At 65.1% G+C, this 17,089-nt stretch carries 14 protein-coding genes; 11 read left to right on the plus strand and 3 right to left on the minus strand.

What is annotated here, in order from left to right; genetic code table 11:
• Positions 1–133: 133 nt before the first annotated feature.
• Positions 134–1,963, minus strand: a complete 1,830-nt coding sequence (locus ACE10Z_RS22625) for an FAD-dependent oxidoreductase (protein WP_375782737.1) — start codon at positions 1,961–1,963, stop codon at positions 134–136.
• Positions 1,964–2,149: 186 nt separating this feature from the next.
• Between ACE10Z_RS22625 and ACE10Z_RS22630 the strand changes: the two genes are divergently transcribed.
• The 3 genes from ACE10Z_RS22630 to ACE10Z_RS22640 all read left to right on the plus strand — a co-directional run bounded on the left by ACE10Z_RS22630 (position 2,150) and on the right by ACE10Z_RS22640 (position 8,721).
• Positions 2,150–3,130 carry a LytTR family DNA-binding domain-containing protein gene (locus ACE10Z_RS22630; RefSeq protein WP_375782738.1) on the plus strand — a complete coding sequence of 327 codons (981 nt, stop codon included), beginning with the start codon at positions 2,150–2,152 and terminating at the stop codon, positions 3,128–3,130.
• Between the two features lie 313 nt (positions 3,131–3,443).
• A complete protein-coding gene (locus tag ACE10Z_RS22635) occupies positions 3,444–7,763 on the plus strand; it encodes an autotransporter domain-containing protein (protein WP_375782739.1) in 4,320 nt (1,439 codons plus the stop codon).
• 139 nt (positions 7,764–7,902) lie between these two features.
• On the plus strand, positions 7,903–8,721 hold the full coding sequence (locus tag ACE10Z_RS22640; RefSeq protein ID WP_375782740.1) for an alpha/beta fold hydrolase: 819 nt from the start codon (positions 7,903–7,905) through the stop codon (positions 8,719–8,721).
• Here ACE10Z_RS22640 and ACE10Z_RS22645 read toward each other — a convergent pair.
• Together ACE10Z_RS22645 and ACE10Z_RS22650 are read right to left on the minus strand one after the other, a co-directional pair.
• Complete coding sequence (locus ACE10Z_RS22645; RefSeq protein WP_375782741.1) at positions 8,718–10,010, minus strand: spinster family MFS transporter; 1,293 nt, start codon at positions 10,008–10,010, stop codon at positions 8,718–8,720. The genes ACE10Z_RS22640 and ACE10Z_RS22645 overlap by 4 nt on opposite strands.
• 50 nt (positions 10,011–10,060) lie before the next feature.
• Complete coding sequence (locus tag ACE10Z_RS22650; RefSeq protein WP_375782742.1) at positions 10,061–11,251, minus strand: Rieske 2Fe-2S domain-containing protein; 1,191 nt, start codon at positions 11,249–11,251, stop codon at positions 10,061–10,063.
• Positions 11,252–11,382: 131 nt separating this feature from the next.
• Here ACE10Z_RS22650 and ACE10Z_RS22655 point away from each other — a divergent pair, with 131 nt between their 5' ends.
• The 8 genes from ACE10Z_RS22655 (at position 11,383) to nuoF (ending at position 17,089) form a co-directional block, all read left to right on the plus strand.
• Positions 11,383–11,898 carry a MarR family winged helix-turn-helix transcriptional regulator gene (locus tag ACE10Z_RS22655; RefSeq protein WP_212314868.1) on the plus strand — a complete coding sequence of 172 codons (516 nt, stop codon included), beginning with the start codon at positions 11,383–11,385 and terminating at the stop codon, positions 11,896–11,898.
• A 213-nt stretch (positions 11,899–12,111) separates the two neighbouring features.
• Positions 12,112–12,477 (plus strand): NADH-quinone oxidoreductase subunit A, encoded by a 366-nt coding sequence (locus tag ACE10Z_RS22660; protein WP_375782743.1) that lies wholly within the window; start codon positions 12,112–12,114, stop codon positions 12,475–12,477.
• On the plus strand, positions 12,468–13,058 hold the full coding sequence (locus ACE10Z_RS22665) for an NADH-quinone oxidoreductase subunit B family protein (RefSeq protein ID WP_050402390.1): 591 nt from the start codon (positions 12,468–12,470) through the stop codon (positions 13,056–13,058). Before ACE10Z_RS22660 ends, ACE10Z_RS22665 begins: the two co-directional genes overlap by 10 nt.
• Before the next feature lie 10 nt (positions 13,059–13,068).
• The gene (locus ACE10Z_RS22670) at positions 13,069–13,686 is read left to right on the plus strand and encodes an NADH-quinone oxidoreductase subunit C (protein ID WP_229183747.1); all 618 of its coding nucleotides are present in this window, start codon (positions 13,069–13,071) and stop codon (positions 13,684–13,686) included.
• A complete protein-coding gene (locus ACE10Z_RS22675; protein WP_375782744.1) occupies positions 13,683–14,879 on the plus strand; it encodes an NADH-quinone oxidoreductase subunit D in 1,197 nt (398 codons plus the stop codon). Before ACE10Z_RS22670 ends, ACE10Z_RS22675 begins: the two co-directional genes overlap by 4 nt.
• 41 nt (positions 14,880–14,920) lie before the next feature.
• Positions 14,921–15,532 (plus strand): NADH-quinone oxidoreductase subunit NuoE, encoded by a 612-nt coding sequence (nuoE, locus tag ACE10Z_RS22680; RefSeq protein WP_029080758.1) that lies wholly within the window; start codon positions 14,921–14,923, stop codon positions 15,530–15,532.
• Positions 15,532–15,744 carry a hypothetical protein gene (locus tag ACE10Z_RS22685; RefSeq protein ID WP_375782745.1) on the plus strand — a complete coding sequence of 71 codons (213 nt, stop codon included), beginning with the start codon at positions 15,532–15,534 and terminating at the stop codon, positions 15,742–15,744. Before nuoE ends, ACE10Z_RS22685 begins: the two co-directional genes overlap by 1 nt.
• 19 nt (positions 15,745–15,763) lie before the next feature.
• Complete coding sequence (gene nuoF / locus ACE10Z_RS22690) at positions 15,764–17,089, plus strand: NADH-quinone oxidoreductase subunit NuoF (protein WP_097673573.1); 1,326 nt, start codon at positions 15,764–15,766, stop codon at positions 17,087–17,089.

Below are 17,089 nucleotides of genomic sequence, written 5' to 3' on the forward strand. Positions count from 1 at the left end.
TGTGAGCGCGGCGATCTCCGGCGTCGCGCTCCACTTACCCCTCTCGCGCGCGAACTCCCTTCGCGACGTTCAAATGAACCGGAGCGAGGCTTCCGGTCGACCAGCAAATCGCCGACGGGTCATTTCGGGACCATCACGGATGCGTCGCCAGCCGCGTAAATCCATCGTCGCTCCAGCCGTCGCTGCCGACGCCGTGGCGCGCGAAGAACAGGCCGGCCGGATCGTACTTCTGCTTGATCTCCAGAAGCCGCTGATAATTCGGGCCCCAATAGGCCTGCTGCCATTTCGGTTCGAAGAAGCTGCTTTCCGCGAGATAGGCGCCGCCATCCGGCGCCACCTTTCTGAGTTCGCCGACCGCCTTCGCGATCCCTGCGGCATTCTTGCGCGCATCGGCCAGATCCGGCTCGTGGCCGCTGAGGCCGGAATAGGCGGGCGGGCCCTCGCTCGCGATGATGGCGAGCACGAAGGCGTCGATCACGGCGGGGTTCGTGGCGGTTTCCTTTGCGGAGGCGATCGCGGCTTCCGATCCGCCGGCCAGCCCTTTCTGGAAATGCAACTCGACCGTCGCATGCTCGGCGGCCGCCAGCAGGGCCTCGACAAGCCGCGGACGCTCCACGCCGCTCAGCAGCGGTGCCGGAAGCCAGAGCGATTCAAAACCATGGATGAAGTGTCCGGCTTCGCTCAAATTGGCGGCCCAGAATACGTTCTCTGCCGGTGCGCCCGGACGATCGTCGGAGAGGATCGCCTGCGGAGCGCGCTGTCGGATGTAGGCGGCGTCCCAGCGGTGCGCTGCCGGACCGGTGCGGATTGATGGTGGACGGGCGAAGTTGAATTCAGCCTCGGCTGCCGTGACGAAGCGAATGAATGGCTGCCACAGTTCGTCGGCCTGCTGCCTGTCAAGGCCCAGGAACGACAGCTGGATGTCGAGCGTATTGCCGGGCTTGATGTTGACGATCTCGCCCCAGTGGCGGTTATGCAGGCGGTCGGCGTAGAGATCCACGAATGCGCTCACGAGGCGGCGGAATGACGCCTGAGACGCCGCTTTGATTGTCATGGAGGCGAAGCCGAAGACGTCGGGTAGTTCATGGGTGCGCAACGTCAGGCGGGTGACGACGCCAAAGGTACCGCCGCCGCCGCCGCGCAAGGCCCAGAACAGGTCCGGGTTGCTGCGGGCATTTGCGATCCGCACGACGCCGTCCGCGGTGACGATCTCGGCTTCCAGCAGGCTCGCCGCGGCGGTGCCGTAGTTCTTCGAGTAGCTGCCGAAGCCGCCGCCCTGCACAAGTCCCGCGACGCCGACGGTTCCACAGCCGCCACCTTGGACATAACGGCCACCTCGGGTCGTCACCTCATTGTAGACATGCATCCAGATCGCGCCGGCGCCGATGCTGACGGCCGGCTGCGGCGGATCCAGGCAGCCTTGCGGGACGAAGCTGTCGTGCAGCGTGATGTCGTGCATCGCGCGGGTCCAGATCATCAGCGAGTCGGGTGCACTCGATGTGCCGAGATAAGAGTGGCCGCCGCCCCTGACGACCAGCCGCAGATTGTTGTCACGTGCGAAATTGACGGCGGCAACGACGTCACCTGTCGTGCGCGCCGCGACGGCGTAGACACTTGGCTGGGACGCCCACGCATCGAGATAGCCCGTGGTCTGGGTCAGTGCAGGATCGTCGCCGATGTAGTAGGGGTTCTTCAGCTCCTTGAACACGTCGCGGCACGCCGGACCTGAGGGACTGTCCTGACACGCCGCCAGCGGCGACTTCACCGCCATGAGGTGGCCATCGGTTTGCTCGTTCAGCCGGTTCCAGCTGGCCGCCGAGGGCCACTGTGGGTCCGAGGGACGCGTTCGCCGAAATATTTGCGAGAAGTTGCTCGCACCCTGCGCAGCGGCAACCCGCCCTGGTGCCATCCAGCGCGCCATCAGCGTCAGGGCGGCGCCGATCAGGAGTTCGCGACGATTCATCGGCCGGTCACCTGTCCGTGAGTAGGGCGGATTTTACGCAGTCGGACCGCGCGCCACGCTGTCCTGCGGGACGCCGTTCGCCTGCCTGTGATAAGGACCTGACTGCGTGACAGATCGCAATTGGGTCCCGGACCTGGCCGCCGGGGCGGGTGACCTGACGAGTTGCAGCATTTAGTCCATCCCGACATGTCCACGACGCAGCCAGAGAATTCCATTGAACGCGGCATCGATCGGCGCGTCGAGCGGGGTTGGGATGAGCAAGCGGAATTCGGGGACGAAAATCGCAGCGATGTGACGGCGATCCGACCGGGCGGGGCGAAGCGCGGTTCGATGCTCGCCTACGGTTGGGTGGCGCTGCTGATCGTGGCGAGCGGCGTGGTCAACGTCTTCTCCTCGGTGAGCGAATTCAAACTGTCCGAGGGGGACGCGCCATTGCGCATGCCCGTGTTGCTCGAGGTGACGAGCGCCGTTGCATGGATCCTGTTTCTGCCGCTGCTGCGAAGCGGCATCACCCAATTGCGTGTTGGTCGCAGCCGAGTGATGGCCGTCACACTGGCGGTGGCGGCGACGCTGCTTTACGCGTTCGCACATCTCGTCACCATGGTCGGGTTGCGCAAGCTGCTGCTGGCCGACGGCTATTCCTTTCACTGGGCAACGGCGTTTCCGCATGAGCTCCAGAAGGACGTTGTCTCGTCGCTGATGGTGGCCGTTGTGATCTGGCTGATGGACCGCAAGGTGTTGGTGATGCCCGTAACACCGATGCCCGCAACACCAGCGCCGCCGGCCGAAGCGCTCGCGTTGCCGCTCGCCGGACCGTCCGTCGACGCCGCCAATCCCGGTCTGTGGCTGCGGGACGGCGCCATGAGCTTTCGGGTCGATCCTCGCGATATCGTGGCCGTGACGTCCGCGGGCAACTATGTCGAGTTTGCCCTCCCCAACGGACGTCGCCTGATCCGCGGCACGCTCGCGCGGGAGGAGGATCGGCTCAGGCCGTTCGGCCTTGTCCGCGTGCATCGGGCGAGGCTGGTGAACCTGGCGCGGGTCGTTGCAGTCGAGCATCGTCCGGCAGGGGACTTCGTCCTGCGGATGGACAATGGCGAGACGATCGCGGGCAGCAAGCGCTATCGGAATGTCGTGGCGAGCTTCACGGAAAATCCCAACAGGTAAGTCCCAGGAGACCCTGCGCCGACGACGGCCCATCGTTCTGCCGGCGACGTGGCGGGACGAAGTGGGCCTCGCCTTGTGGCAAAGAAGGCACATCGTCGCGATTTCGGTTCCAATTTGGCTTTTTGTCATGCGGCAGGATGTCTCAGGGGATACAACCTCACGCTGAGATTTTCAGTGGCCGCCCATGCGCGGCCCGAGTTGGAATGCCATGCGCGTGTCCGTTGTTGAACGCTTTCGTTTCCCCTGTTTGCAACGGGTAGCCGTAACTCTTGCTTTGCTCGTCGCGTTCGGGACCGGCGCACGCGCCCAGACGGTGCTGAACGCCAGCGACGGAGCGAGCCTCGTCGCAGCGCTGACGACGATCGATAGCAATCCGGGCAGAAGCTATACGGTCAACATCACGAGCAACATCACGCTGACCGGCGGGACAACGCTGCCCATCATCAATTCGAGCAGCAATGTCACGATCAACGGCGGCAACTTCACGCTCGACGGCGGTGGCGTGCAGCGCGGATTCTTCGTCTACTCGGGCACCGTCGCGGTCAACAACCTGACGATCCAGAATGCAGTGGCCAGGGGCGGCGATGGCGGCAGCGGGCTCGATGGCGGTGGCGGCGGCGGGATGGGCGCCGGCGGTGCGTTGTTCGTTGCCAGCGGCGCCAACGTCACGGTGAGCAATGTTTCGCTCGCCAGCAACCAGGCCAACGGCGGCAATGGCGGCAATTACGGCGCGGGCGGTGGTGGCGGCGGCGGCGGCGGGCTCGGCGGCAATGGCGGTAACGGCGGCAACGCCGGTGGTGGCGGTGGCGGCGGGATTGGCCTCGGCGCCAATGGCGGGGCCGGTGCGGCTGGCACCACGGGTGGCAATGGCGCTGCGGGCATCGCTGTCGGCGCTGCCGGTGGCGGCAGAGGCGCGACCGACACCTTTAGTGGTGCCACGCCAGGCGCAGGGGGCGCGAGTGGCGGCGGTGGCGGCGGCGGGGTCACGGGGATTGGCATCAGTTCTGCCGGCGGCGGTGGTGGAATCGGCGGTGGCGCTGGTACCACCACCGGAGGCTTGAGCGCCGGCGGCGGTGCTGGCGGCTTCGGTGGCGGTGGCGGCGGCAGCAACAACAGCGCAGGCGGAATTGGCGGTTTCGGCGGCGGCGGCGGGAGCGTGCGCTGCTTTGGCAATGCGGGGAAGGGAGGCTTCGGCGGCGGCGGTGGCGGCGCCAGCGGCAATTCCGGTCAGACGTGCGGCAATCTCGGCGGTTTCGGCGCTGGCAACGGCGGTAACGATTCCCAAGGCGGTGCGGGTGGTGGGCTTGGCGCGGGCGGCGCCGTATTTGTCCAGGGTGGCGGAACGCTCAATGTCTCCGGTGCCTTTACCGTCAACGGCAGCAGCGTCACCGGCGGAACGGGTGGTGTCGGTGCCGGCAATGGCTCAGCCTTGGGCTCGGGTATGTTTCTGCAGGGCAACGGGACGCTGACCTTCAGTCCTGCGGCCGGCCAGAACCAAACGGTCTCCGATGTCATTGCCGACCAGACCGGCGGCGGCGGCACAGGCGCCGATGCCGGCAGCTGGAGCCTTGCCAAGACCGGGCTCGGCACGCTGACACTCACCGCCGCAAATACCTATTCGGGCGGCACGGCCGTGAGCGGCGGCCTGATCAACTTCAACGCAACGAGCAATTTCGGATCGGGCAACATCACTCTCAATGGCGGTGGTCTGCGATGGGCGAGCGGCAACACGGTCGACATCTCGGCCCGGCTGAACGCAATCGGCTCCGGCGGTGCGACGTTCGACTATAACGGTAATGCCGTGACGCTCGCGACGGCGTTGAACGGTACAGGCGGCGTGACGGTCGCGAACTCCGGCAGCGGCGGTGCGCTGACCCTGACGGCGGCGGAAAGCTATTCCGGCGCGACGACCATCAATTCCGGCGCAACGCTGGCGCTGTCGAGCGGCGGCAGCATCTCGAATTCGAGCGTCGTGATGGTCAATGGTACATTCGACATTTCGGCATCGTCGTCCCTCCTCAACAGGATCACAACGCTCGCGGGCGATGGATCGGTTGCACTCGGCGGCAACGCACTGGTGATTACCGCCGGTTCGACGGAGTTTTCCGGCGCGATCAACGGCTCGCGCGCGGGGGGCCTGGAGATCGCCGCCGGAACGCAGACCCTGTCCGGTGTCAACGGCTACCTCGGCTTTACCCAGATCGATGCCGGCGCGACACTGGCGCTCAAGGGAAACGGCTCGATCGCCAATTCGGCCTCCGTCGCTTTCTCTCCGGGCGCTGGCGTCGGCACATTCGATATTTCGCAGACCAACAGCGGTGCCAGCGTCGCCGGTTTGTATGACCCGATCGGCGTCAGCGTCGTTTCTCTCGGCGCCAAGACGCTGACCATCACCAGCCGTGTAGGCCCCTACGACGGCGTCATCCAGGATGGGGGCGTTGGTGGCGGCACCGGCGGCAATGTGACGATCGCCCTTGGCGGCTTGGCGAGATTCGGCGGCGCCAACACCTATACCGGGCTAACCACGATCGACGCCGGCGGCGAGCTCGACCTGATGAGCGGCGGCAGCATTGCGTCCTCAAAGGCCGTGATCAACGACGGCATCTTCGATATATCGCGCGCGGGCGGCGGCGTCTCGATCAACGGTCTTTCCGGGACCAGCATCGCCGGCACCGTGAACCTCGGTGCCAATACGCTGACGTTCACCAATGCCAACGGCACGTTCGCCGGCGTCATCGGGGACGGCGGCGCGGGCGGCGGCGTGGCGATCACCGGCGGCAAGGAAATCCTGACCGGCATCAACACCTACACCGGCGCCACCACCGTCACCGGCGGCACCCTTGAAGTGGACGGCTCGATCGCCAACTCGCTGAAAGTGACGGTCAATTCCGGGGGCACCTTGAGTGGCACCGGCATCGTCGGTGCTCCGACCGTCGTCTTTTTCCACAACGGCGTCACGTCGACATTGTCAGGCGCCAACCCCGGCGCCACCACTGCCGTTGATGGTACGGTTGTGGTGAAGGAGCCGGTCACCGGCGACACCTTGAGGGGCGGCTTCGTCATTCCGGCACCCACGACCATCATGAGCGGAGGCACGCTTGCGCCCGGGAGTGCTGCAGATCCGACCGGCACACTGACGATCAACGGCAGTCTCGCCTTCCAATCCGGCGCGATCTATCAGGTGCAGGTGACGCCGACCGCTGCGGCATCGACCAATGTCAACGCGAACGCGACGCTTGGAGGCGCGACCGTCAATGCAGTGTTCGCCAACGGCAGCTACATCTCCAGGCAGTATACGATACTGAACGCCGCTGGAGGCATATCCGGCACGTTTGCATCCAACGTCGCCAATACCAACCTGCCGACGAATTTCACCGACACGCTGAGCTATGACGCCACCCACGCCTATCTCAATCTGGCACTGAATTTTCCGGCCCCCAGTTTCGGCGGCGGCCTTTCCATCAACCAGCAAAACGTCGCGAACACGCTGGTCAATTACTTCAACGCGACCGGCGGCATTCCGTTGGCGTTCGGCACGCTCACGCCGACGGGGCTGACACAGGCCTCCGGCGAACTGGCGACCGGCTCGCAGCAGACGACGTTCGATGCCATGAACCTGTTCATGGGGCTGCTCACCGATCCCTTCATGAACCGCACCGGCGGATCGGGGTCGATGCCGGGCGCACCGGGTTATGCGGACGAGGGCGATGCGAGCGCCTATGCCGCAGCCAGGAAGACCGACGCATTCGCCATGTTCACCAAGGCGCCGCCGGTGCCGTTCGTACCGCGCTGGAACGTTTGGGCCGCGGGCTTCGGCGGTTCGCAATCGACCAGTGGCAACGCCGTCGTCGGATCGAACGACACCACCAGCAGCGTCTATGGCACCGCGGTCGGCGCTGACTATTTGTTCTCGCCGAATACCATTGCGGGCTTTGCGATCGCCGGCGGCGGCACCAGCTTTTCCGTCGCGGGCAGCGGCAGCGGCCGGTCCGATCTGTTCCAGGCCGGCGCCTATGTTCGCCACACCGAAGGTGCGGCCTATGTCTCCGCCGCGCTCGCCTATGGCTGGCAGGACATCACCACCAACCGCACCGTGACTGCTGTCGGCCTCGACCAACTCCGCGCCGAGTTCAATGCCAACGCCTATTCGGGGCGGCTCGAGGGCGGCTATCGTTTCGTCGCGCCGTGGATCGGCGGCATCGGCATCACGCCTTATGCCGCCGGCCAGTTTACGACTTTCGAGCTGCCTGGTTACGCCGAGCGGGTGATCTCGGGCCTGTCGACGTTTGCGTTGACCTATGGCGGCAAGAGCCTGACCGATACACGCAGCGAGCTCGGCCTTCGCAACGACAAGTCCTTCCCGGTGCAGGACGGCATCCTGACGCTGCGCACCCGCTTCGCTTGGACCCACGACTACGACCCCAGCCGCTCGGCTGCCGCGACCTTCCAGGCGCTGCCGGGCACCAGCTTCGTCGTCAACGGCGCGGCGCAGGCAAGCGACTCCGCGCTGACCACGGCATCTGTCGAGATGAACTGGCGAAACGGCTGGTCGGCGGCCGCGACGTTCGAAGGCGAGTTCTCCAACGTCACCTCGAGCTACGCCGGCAAGGGCGTGGTGCGCTATCAGTGGTGAGACGGAAGCGTTTTCGTTTCCGTAAGCCTCACATCACGCGCGTGATTACCTGAGGCGTAATCGCGCGCACGATCTCCCTTTGCGATGGTCGGTGCATCGGCGGCGATGTTGCCGATCGATCTACAAAGGGGAATATGTCATGGCCAGCCAACCGCTTTATGCGACCGCGAGCGACGGCACAAAACTGTTCGTGCAGGATTGGGGCTCGGGTAAACCGGTGCTGCTGCTTGCCGCATGGACGTTCAACTCCGGCGTCTGGGGCAGCCAGATCGTGGCGCTGAACGCCAAGGGCTATCGTTGCGTTGCGCCAGATCGCCGCGGCCACGGCCGTTCCGACATGCCGATGACGGGATATGATCTCGACACGCTGACCAATGACGTCGCCGCGGTTATCGAGCAGCACGATCTCCACGACGTCACGATCGTCGCGCATTCGATGGGATCGATCGAGGCGGTGAACTATCTGGCGCGTCATGGCGCCGAGCGCATCGCGCGGCTGGTCCTGGTGGCGCCGACCACGCCGTTCATCGTCCAGACCGAGGACAATCCGGTCGCGGTGCCCAGAGCGATGGTCGAGGCCCAGAATGCCGCGATCGCGCAGGACTTTCCGAAATGGATCGGCGAAAATGAGGCGCCGTTCTTCGTGCCCGACACGCCCGAGGCCACGCGGGCCTGGATCAGGGAGATGATGCGGAGCGTGCCGCTGCCGGTGGCGCTGGCTTGCCGCAAGACGATCTCGTCTGCCGATCTGCGCGCCGCGGCCAAGAGTATCGAGCGTCCGACGCTGATCGTGCATGGCGACAGGGATGCCAGCGCGCCGCTCGAATTGACCGGCGCGAAGACGGCGGCGCTGATCAAGGGAAGCAAGCTCGCCGTCTATGAAGGTGCGCCGCACGCATTACCGCTGACGCACAGTGCGCGCCTGATGGCTGACCTGCTGGCCTTCATGGACGCTTAGCTCGCCCGCGCGATGTCGGTACGGATCCAGCGCGCCGCCCAGACGAACAGCAGCGCGCCGAGCGTCGTCGTCACCGCGGCCGACAGCAGCGAGTAGCGAACCGCGTCCGTGCCGTACGTGCTTTTCAGGGCGTCATTGATCATGCCGACGGCGAGGGGACCGACGCCCTGGCCGAAGCAGGTCGCGGTGAGGAGCACGATCGCCGAGGCCAGCGCCCGCATGCTGGGCTTTGCGACGGTCTGGGCGATCGCAAAGATCGGGCCGAGATGGAAGCCGACCATGAACGAGGTCAGCGCCAGAGTGGCGACCATCAGCGTGAAGCTTTGCGTCAGCATGCAGAGCGCGAAGACGGGACCCGCGAGGCCGGACATGATCGCGGGCGCCCACAGCTTCCAGCGATCGTCGCGCCGGCCGATCTGCGCCACCACGAGGCCGCCGATCAGGGTACCCGCCATGCCGGCGAGACCCTTGAAGGTGCCGGCATAGGTGCCGATCTCGGCGCTGGTCAGATGATGGATGCGGGTCAGGAACGGCGGGATCCACACCGCGGTGGCGTAGTTGGTGTAGGTCGTGAGGCAGAAGCCGATCAGCACGATGACGAAGCTCGGCTGCGAGCTCAGGAAGCCCAGCGTCGGCCCGATCGGTTCGGCCTTGAAGGTCTCGGCCATCGCTCCGCGCTTCGGCTCGGAGATCGTCAGCCACAGCACCGCGGCGAGCGCGATGCCGGGCAGGCCCGCGGTGAAGAAGGCCATCCGCCAGCCATAGTGCTGATTGACATAACCGCCGATGAAATAGCCGAGGAAGACGCCGAGATAGGTGCCGATCGCGTAGATGCCGAGCGCGCGCGGACGCTCGTTCCTGTCGAACAGATCGGCGATCATCGATTGCGAGGCCGGTGTGCCCGCGGCTTCCCCGATGCCGACGCCGACCCGCGCCAGTGCCAGCGTCGTGACGCTGGAAGCCATGCCGCACAGATAGGTCATCGCGCTCCAGAACGCGAAGGCTGCCGCGACAATGTTGCGGCGGTTGAGACGATCGGCCATCCGCGCAATCGGAATGCCGAGCAACGAGTAGAACAGCACGAAGCCGAACCCGGCGAGCAGGCCCATCGTGGTGTCGCTGAGCGCGAACTCCTTCTTGATGGGCTCGATCAGGACATTGAAGATCGTGCGGTCGAGGAAGTTGAGGGCGTAGATGATGGTGAGCAAAGCGAGGACGTAGTAGCGGCCGGCGGCAGGCCTGGCGCTGACTTGCGCTTGCGCAGCCGCCTGCGGTGCGACATCGACCATGACTTCCTCCCCCGATTTTTGTCTTTTCTTGTTTGCCTTGCGCGCGGGCCTTACCCTTCGCGGATGTAATTCCCTGCTTCGAATTCCACCGGCCCCGCATCGGCATCGAACGACACACCGATCGGGTCGCGGCCGGCGGCCACGGCCTCGAGCTGGTCAGAGAGCATCCGGCGGATCATCAGGATGCCGCGGTCGCTCTGGCCGAAATGCTCTTCCGAATGAACCGTGACCGGGCCCTGGCCGACTTGCGCCTCGTAATCGCCGGGGAATTGCTGGTGCTCCTGCTCCGTCATGTCCCACCAGAACTTGCCGTTGAACTTCGAGCGCATACGGCCGATATCGCCGGCGTTCTTGACCCGGCCGGCGACATAGATGCGGAACGAGGTGTCGTCGATCGGCAGTGTCCAGCCGATCGACTCGACGCGGGCGAATTGCGCGACCCGCGGATTGGGCACGACGCGGAGCGTGGGGAGGGCGGCCTCGGTGACGCGGTAGAACACCTTGCCGTCGTCCTGCCGGCGGATCGAGTGTACCGCGACGCCGCGCGGCGACATTTCGAACTTCACCTCGGGCATCGAGGCCATCATGGTGGTGAACTGCGGCCCTGAGAACGAGCCGTGCAGCACCGGCACATGATAGGGGTCGGCGACGTTCTCGAAATGCTGCAACCAGTTGCAGGGGATCACGGCAGGGCCGCCGCCCCCGATCGAGGAATCGTCGGCCTCGACGAACTCGCCGTCGTCCATCGTCTCCAGGCACTCGTAGCGCGGCAGCACCGGCTTCTTATCGGCCGGGCCCATATAGGCGAAGATCAGGCCGTAACGTTGCTGCACCGGATACCAGGGTTGGCGCGCCTTGTCCTTGAACAGGCCGCCTTCGGGCTCGCAGGGCTGTTCGAGGCAGCGGCCCTCGGTGTCGAACTTCCAGCCGTGGTAGCAGCAGCGGATGCCGTCCTCCTCGACCTTGCCGTAATAGAGTGTGGTGCCGCGATGGCAGCAGCGCGCATGCAGCAGGCCGGCCCGGCCATGCCGGTCGCGGAACAGGATCAGGTCCTCACCGAGCGCGCGGACTTTTCTGGGGATATCGGTGGCGTCGCCTACGAGCCCGATCGGGTGCCAGTAGCGGCGCAGCAGCTCGCCCATCGGCGTGCCGCGGACGACCGAGGTGAGCTCGGTCCGGGTCGTGGACGGCTTCATCGCATAGGCCGTGCCGAGATCGCGGTCGAGCTGGGTCATCGTCATGTTGTTTCCTCCCGCCGCCGGATTCTTGCCGACGGTCGCCGTGTCGTTGACCAAGTCAACGATGGATCGATGACAATGTCAACGATATCGTCTAACTTGGCAGCGACAGGCTTTGTTGGCAGAGGTTGGCGATGACCGAGAAGCTCAGGACTGCGCGGGCCTTGCCGCCGGAGGCGGTGGTCGATGCCGAGCTGGCGCCGATCACCGCGATGATGTCGTCGCGGCTGATGGTGCTGGCGAATCTGCTCAGGCGCGGCGCGCTGCTGCGCTACAAGCGCCTGACCGGCCTGTCCTCGGTCGAATTCGGCCTGGTGGCCTCGCTCGGCCGGCGGCCTCCGATGAGCGTGGTGCGGCTTGCCGAAGCCGTCGGCATGGACAAGGGGCAGATCAGCCGGGCGCTCGCCGAGCTCGTCGCGCGCAAGCTGGTCGCCAAGGCGGCCAACCCCCGTGACAATCGGGAAACACTGGTCTCCCTCACCAAGGCCGGGCTCGCAGCTCATGACGCCATTGTGGCCGGCGCGCAGGAGCGAAACCGGCGCCTGCTGGAACAGCTCGGCCCGCAGGATCTTGAGCTGCTCCTTGGACATATCGACCGCCTGACGCTGACCGCGGCCGAGATGCTCGCTGCCGAACGGGAGCTGGGCTGATATGGGGAAAGTGCAGGGCGCGGGACGGCGCCGTGGCGTTCCCCGTCGAGGCAAGCGCTTCCGCCTGATGCGGCAAAGAGCCCGCGGCAAGGACGGTAAAAGCGTCAAAATTGCTTGTCTTGCGCCCCCTGTTGCGCTGCGCTAAAGCCTCAAGAACAATTCCAATCAACGAATCTGCGGCGCGTCTGAAACCGCAGCAAGAAGGCCTCGCCGATGAGCGGCATCCTGCAGAATTATCTCCCACTCGTGGTCTTTATCGGGGTTGCGAGCTTGATCGGGCTGGCGCTCCTGATCGCGCCGTTCCTGGTCGCGTTCCAGTCGCCGGACCCGGAAAAGCTGTCCGCCTATGAATGCGGATTCAACGCTTTTGACGACGCCCGCATGAAGTTCGACGTCCGCTTCTATCTGGTGGCGATCCTCTTCATCATCTTCGATCTCGAAGTGGCGTTCCTGTTCCCCTGGGCCGTGGCGTTCGGAAAACTGGGCGCGACCGGTTTCTGGTCGATGATGGCGTTCCTGGCCGTGCTGACGGTCGGGTTCGCGTATGAATGGAAGAAAGGCGCGCTCGAATGGGATTGAGCCCCACCGCCGCATCCTCGCAGCCGGCGATAGCGCAGGCGCCGAGAGGCATTCTCGATCCGTCGACCGGCAAGCCGGTCGGCGCCAACGATCCGTTTTTCCTCGAGGTCAATCACGAGCTGTCCGACAAGGGCTTCTTCGTCGCCGCGGCCGATGACCTGATCACGTGGGCGCGCACCGGCTCCTTGATGTGGATGACCTTCGGTCTCGCCTGCTGCGCGGTCGAGATGATGCAGGTCTCGATGCCGCGCTACGACGTCGAGCGCTTCGGCTTTGCGCCGCGTGCCTCGCCGCGGCAGTCCGACGTGATGATCGTCGCGGGCACGCTGACCAACAAGATGGCGCCCGCGCTGCGCAAGGTCTACGACCAGATGCCGGAGCCGCGCTACGTCATCTCGATGGGCTCCTGCGCCAATGGCGGCGGCTACTACCACTATTCCTACTCGGTGGTGCGTGGTTGCGACCGCATCGTGCCGATCGACATCTACGTGCCGGGCTGCCCGCCCACGGCGGAAGCGCTGCTCTACGGCGTGCTGCTGCTGCAGAAGAAGATCCGCCGAATCGGCACTATCGAACGCTAAGGTTTCAGGCATGGACGACGGCAAGCTCGACGCCCTTGGGCAGACGATCGTGAGCGCGCTTCCGGGCGCCGCCACGGCGCACTCGGTCGCGTTCAATCAACTCACTATCGACGTCGAGATTGGCAGAATCGTGGACGTCGTCACTTTTCTGCGTGACGATCCGAACTGCCGCTTCGTCAACTTCACCGACGCGACGGCGGTCGACTATCCGAGCCGCGAAAAGCGCTTCGATGTCGTCTACCATCTGCTGTCGCCGACGCTGAACACCCGCATCCGAGTGCGCGGCCAGGCCGACGAGACCACGCAGGTGCCGTCGATCATCGGCGTCTTCCCGGGCGCCGACTGGTTCGAGCGCGAGACCTACGATCTCTACGGCGTGATCTTCATCGGGCATCCGGACATGCGCCGTCTGCTGACGGATTACGGCTTCGACGGCCATCCGCTGCGCAAGGATTTCCCGCTCACCGGCTTCGTCGAGGTGCGCTACGACGACCAGGAGAAGCGGGTGCTGTACGAGCCGGTCCGGCTCAACCAGGAATTCCGCAAGTTCGACTTCCTCTCGCCCTGGGAAGGCGCAGACTATCCGCTTCCCGGTGACGAGAAGGCCAAGGCGGAGCCGAAGCCATGAACGAGCAACCGCAAGATCTTCGTAACTTCACCATCAATTTCGGCCCGCAGCATCCCGCTGCGCACGGCGTGCTTCGCCTCGTGCTGGAGCTCGACGGCGAAGTCGTCGAGCGCGTCGATCCGCATATCGGCCTGCTTCACCGCGGCACCGAGAAGCTGATCGAGCACAAGACCTATCTGCAGGCGATCCCGTATTTCGACCGGCTCGATTACGTCGCGCCGATGAACCAGGAGCACGCGTTCTGCCTCGCGGCCGAAAAGCTGCTCGGCATCACCGTGCCGCGCCGCGGTCAACTGATCCGCGTGCTGTATTGCGAGATCGGTCGCATCCTCTCTCATCTGCTCAACGTCACCACGCAGGCGATGGACGTCGGCGCGCTGACCCCGCCGCTGTGGGGTTTTGAAGAGCGCGAGAAGCTGATGGTGTTCTATGAGCGCGCCTCGGGCTCGCGCATGCACGCGGCGTTCTTCCGCGTCGGCGGCGTGCACCAGGATCTGCCGCCTAAGCTGATCGACGATATCGAGGCGTGGTGCGATCCGTTCCTCAAGGTGGTCGACGACCTCGACACGCTGCTGACCGGCAACCGCATCTTCAAGCAGCGCAACGTCGACATCGGCGTGGTGCCGCTGAAGGAAGCCTGGGAGTGGGGCTTCTCCGGCGTGATGGTGCGCGGCTCGGGCGCGGCCTGGGACCTGCGCAAGTCGCAGCCCTATGAGTGCTACGCCGAGATGGATTTCGATATCCCGATCGGCAAGAACGGCGACTGCTACGACCGCTACCTGATCCGCATGGAAGAGATGCGCCAGTCGGTGCGCATCATGAAGCAGTGCATCCAGAAGCTGAAGGCTGCGGACGGGCAGGGCCCGGTCGTGGTCGAGGACAACAAGATCGCGCCGCCGCGCCGCGGCGACATGAAGCGCTCGATGGAAGCGCTGATCCACCACTTCAAGCTCTACACCGAAGGCGTGCACGTGCCGGCCGGCGAGGTCTATGCCGCGGTCGAGGCGCCGAAGGGCGAGTTCGGCGTCTATCTCGTCGCCGACGGCACCAACAAGCCCTACAAGTGCAAGATCCGCGCGCCGGGCTTCGCCCATCTGCAGGCGATGGATCACATCTGCAAGGGCCATCTGCTTGCCGACGTTTCCGCCATTCTTGGCTCGCTGGACATCGTGTTCGGCGAGGTCGACCGGTGATGATGTCCGCATCCGCACCGCCCGCAATGAGAGTTTGATCGATGTCCGTCCGCCGCCTTGCCCCGAAGGAATTGCAGCCCGCGAGCTTCACGTTCACGGACGAGAATCTCGCCTGGGCCAAGAAGCAGATCGAGAAATATCCGCCGGGCCGTCAGGCCTCGGCTGCGATCGCGATTCTGTGGCGCGTGCAGGAGCAGCATGACGGCTGGGTCTCGGAAGCGGCGATCCGCGCCGTCGCCGACCTGCTCGAGATGCCGCATATCCGCATGCTGGAGATCGCGACCTTCTACACCATGTTCCAGCTCTCGCCGGTCGGCAAGAAGGCGCATGTCCAGGTCTGCGGCACCACGCCGTGCCGGCTGCGCGGCGCTGCCGACCTGATCGAGGTGTGCCAGCATCGCATCCATCACGATCCCTTCCAGCTGTCGAAGGACGGTAACTTCTCGTGGGAAGAGGTCGAGTGCCTAGGTGCCTGCGTGAACGCGCCGATGGTGCTGATCTGGAAGGATACCTATGAGGACCTGACCAAGGAGAGCTTCGGCAAGGTGCTCGACGGCTTCGCCGCCGGCAATCCGCCGAAGCCGGGCCCGCAGGTCGACCGGCAGTTCTCGGCGCCCGCGGGCGGCCCGACGACGCTGAAGGAAACCACCTGATGCGGAGCTCTCAGGTGCAGGAAAATGAGGCGGGGAGGGGCGCTGCGATGAAGGCTTGGCGCACGATCGGCCTGCATACCGCTATTGCGGCCTGCTTCATGTTCCTGCTGCAGCGTTACGGCCTGAGCGCGACGCTGGAATCCAGCCTGTTGTGGGCCATCGTGTTCGGCGGCTGTGCCGCCGGGCTCGCATACTCCCAAGCCAATCGGTGATGTTCGGAAAGTTTTGAGCATGCTCGACGACAAGGACCGCATCTTCAAGAACCTCTACGGCCTCCATGATTGGGGCCTCGAGGGCGCGCGCCGCAGAGGCGCCTGGGATGGCACCAAGGGGATCATCGACAAGGGCCGCGACTGGATCATCAACGAGATGAAGGCCTCGGGCCTGCGTGGCCGTGGCGGTGCGGGTTTCCCGACCGGCATGAAGTGGTCCTTCATGCCCAAGGAATCCAAGGACGGTCGTCCGAGCTATCTCGTCGTCAACGCGGACGAGTCGGAGCCCGGCACCTGCAAGGACCGCGAGATCATGCGGCACGATCCGCATCTCCTGGTCGAAGGCTGCCTGCTCGCGAGCTTCGCGATGGGCGCGCATGCCTGCTACGTCTATATCCGCGGCGAATTCATCCGCGAGCGCGAGCGCCTTCAGGCTGCGATCGACCAGGCCTATGAGGCCAAGCTGGTCGGCAAGGACAACATCAACGGCTGGCCGTTCGACATCTATGTCGCCCACGGCGCCGGCGCCTATATCTGCGGCGAGGAGACCGCGCTGCTCGAGAGCCTCGAGGGCAAGAAGGGCCAGCCGCGGCTGAAGCCGCCGTTCCCGGCCAATGTCGGCCTCTATGGCTGCCCGACCACCGTCAACAATGTCGAGTCGATTGCGGTCGCGCCCGACATCCTGCGCCGCGGCGCCGCCTGGTTTGCCGCCATCGGCCGTCCGAACAATGTCGGCACCAAGCTGTTCTGCATCTCCGGGCACGTCGAGCGCCCCTGCAACGTCGAAGAGGCGATGGGGATTCCGTTCCGCGAGCTGATCGAGAAGCATTGCGGCGGCATTCGCGGCGGCTGGGACAATCTGAAGGCGGTGATCCCCGGGGGGTCGTCGGTGCGCATGGTGCCGGCCGACCAGATCATCGACACGCCGATGGATTTCGACAGCTTGAGCAAGTTGCGCTCGGGCCTCGGCACCGCGGCCGTGATCGTGATGGACAAGTCGACCGACCTGATCCGGGCGATCGCGCGCATTTCCTATTTCTACAAGCATGAGAGCTGCGGCCAGTGCACGCCGTGCCGCGAGGGCACCGGCTGGATGTGGCGCGTCCTGACCCGCATGGCCGACGGCCGCGCCCACAAGCGCGAGATCGACATGCTGCTCGAGGTCACCAAGCAGGTCGAGGGCCACACCATCTGCGCGCTCGGCGACGCAGCAGCGTGGCCGATCCAGGGTCTGATTGCGCATTTCCGTCACGAGATTGAAGAGCGCATCGATCAGTATTCGCACAAGGCCGATCTCGACGATCAGGGCGTTCGTGATCCCGTCCATATGGTCGCGGCGGAGTAG

The organism is Bradyrhizobium sp. Pha-3, from assembly GCF_042258615.1.
Classification (GTDB): domain Bacteria; phylum Pseudomonadota; class Alphaproteobacteria; order Rhizobiales; family Xanthobacteraceae; genus Bradyrhizobium.

Excerpts from the sequence above, each read along its gene's own strand:
- ACE10Z_RS22625 (WP_375782737.1), bottom strand. The coding sequence starts at position 1,963 with ATGAATCGTCGCGAACTCCTGATCGGCGCCGCCCTGACGCTGATGGCG.
- ACE10Z_RS22630 (WP_375782738.1), top strand. The coding sequence starts at position 2,150 with ATGTCCACGACGCAGCCAGAGAATTCCATTGAACGCGGCATCGATCGG.
- ACE10Z_RS22640 (WP_375782740.1), top strand. The coding sequence starts at position 7,903 with ATGGCCAGCCAACCGCTTTATGCGACCGCGAGCGACGGCACAAAACTG.
- ACE10Z_RS22645 (WP_375782741.1), bottom strand. The coding sequence starts at position 10,010 with ATGGTCGATGTCGCACCGCAGGCGGCTGCGCAAGCGCAAGTCAGCGCC.
- ACE10Z_RS22650 (WP_375782742.1), bottom strand. The coding sequence starts at position 11,251 with ATGACGATGACCCAGCTCGACCGCGATCTCGGCACGGCCTATGCGATG.
- ACE10Z_RS22655 (WP_212314868.1), top strand. The coding sequence starts at position 11,383 with ATGACCGAGAAGCTCAGGACTGCGCGGGCCTTGCCGCCGGAGGCGGTG.
- ACE10Z_RS22660 (WP_375782743.1), top strand. The coding sequence starts at position 12,112 with ATGAGCGGCATCCTGCAGAATTATCTCCCACTCGTGGTCTTTATCGGG.
- ACE10Z_RS22665 (WP_050402390.1), top strand. The coding sequence starts at position 12,468 with ATGGGATTGAGCCCCACCGCCGCATCCTCGCAGCCGGCGATAGCGCAG.
- ACE10Z_RS22670 (WP_229183747.1), top strand. The coding sequence starts at position 13,069 with ATGGACGACGGCAAGCTCGACGCCCTTGGGCAGACGATCGTGAGCGCG.
- ACE10Z_RS22675 (WP_375782744.1), top strand. The coding sequence starts at position 13,683 with ATGAACGAGCAACCGCAAGATCTTCGTAACTTCACCATCAATTTCGGC.
- nuoE (WP_029080758.1), top strand. The coding sequence starts at position 14,921 with ATGTCCGTCCGCCGCCTTGCCCCGAAGGAATTGCAGCCCGCGAGCTTC.
- ACE10Z_RS22685 (WP_375782745.1), top strand. The coding sequence starts at position 15,532 with ATGCGGAGCTCTCAGGTGCAGGAAAATGAGGCGGGGAGGGGCGCTGCG.
- nuoF (WP_097673573.1), top strand. The coding sequence starts at position 15,764 with ATGCTCGACGACAAGGACCGCATCTTCAAGAACCTCTACGGCCTCCAT.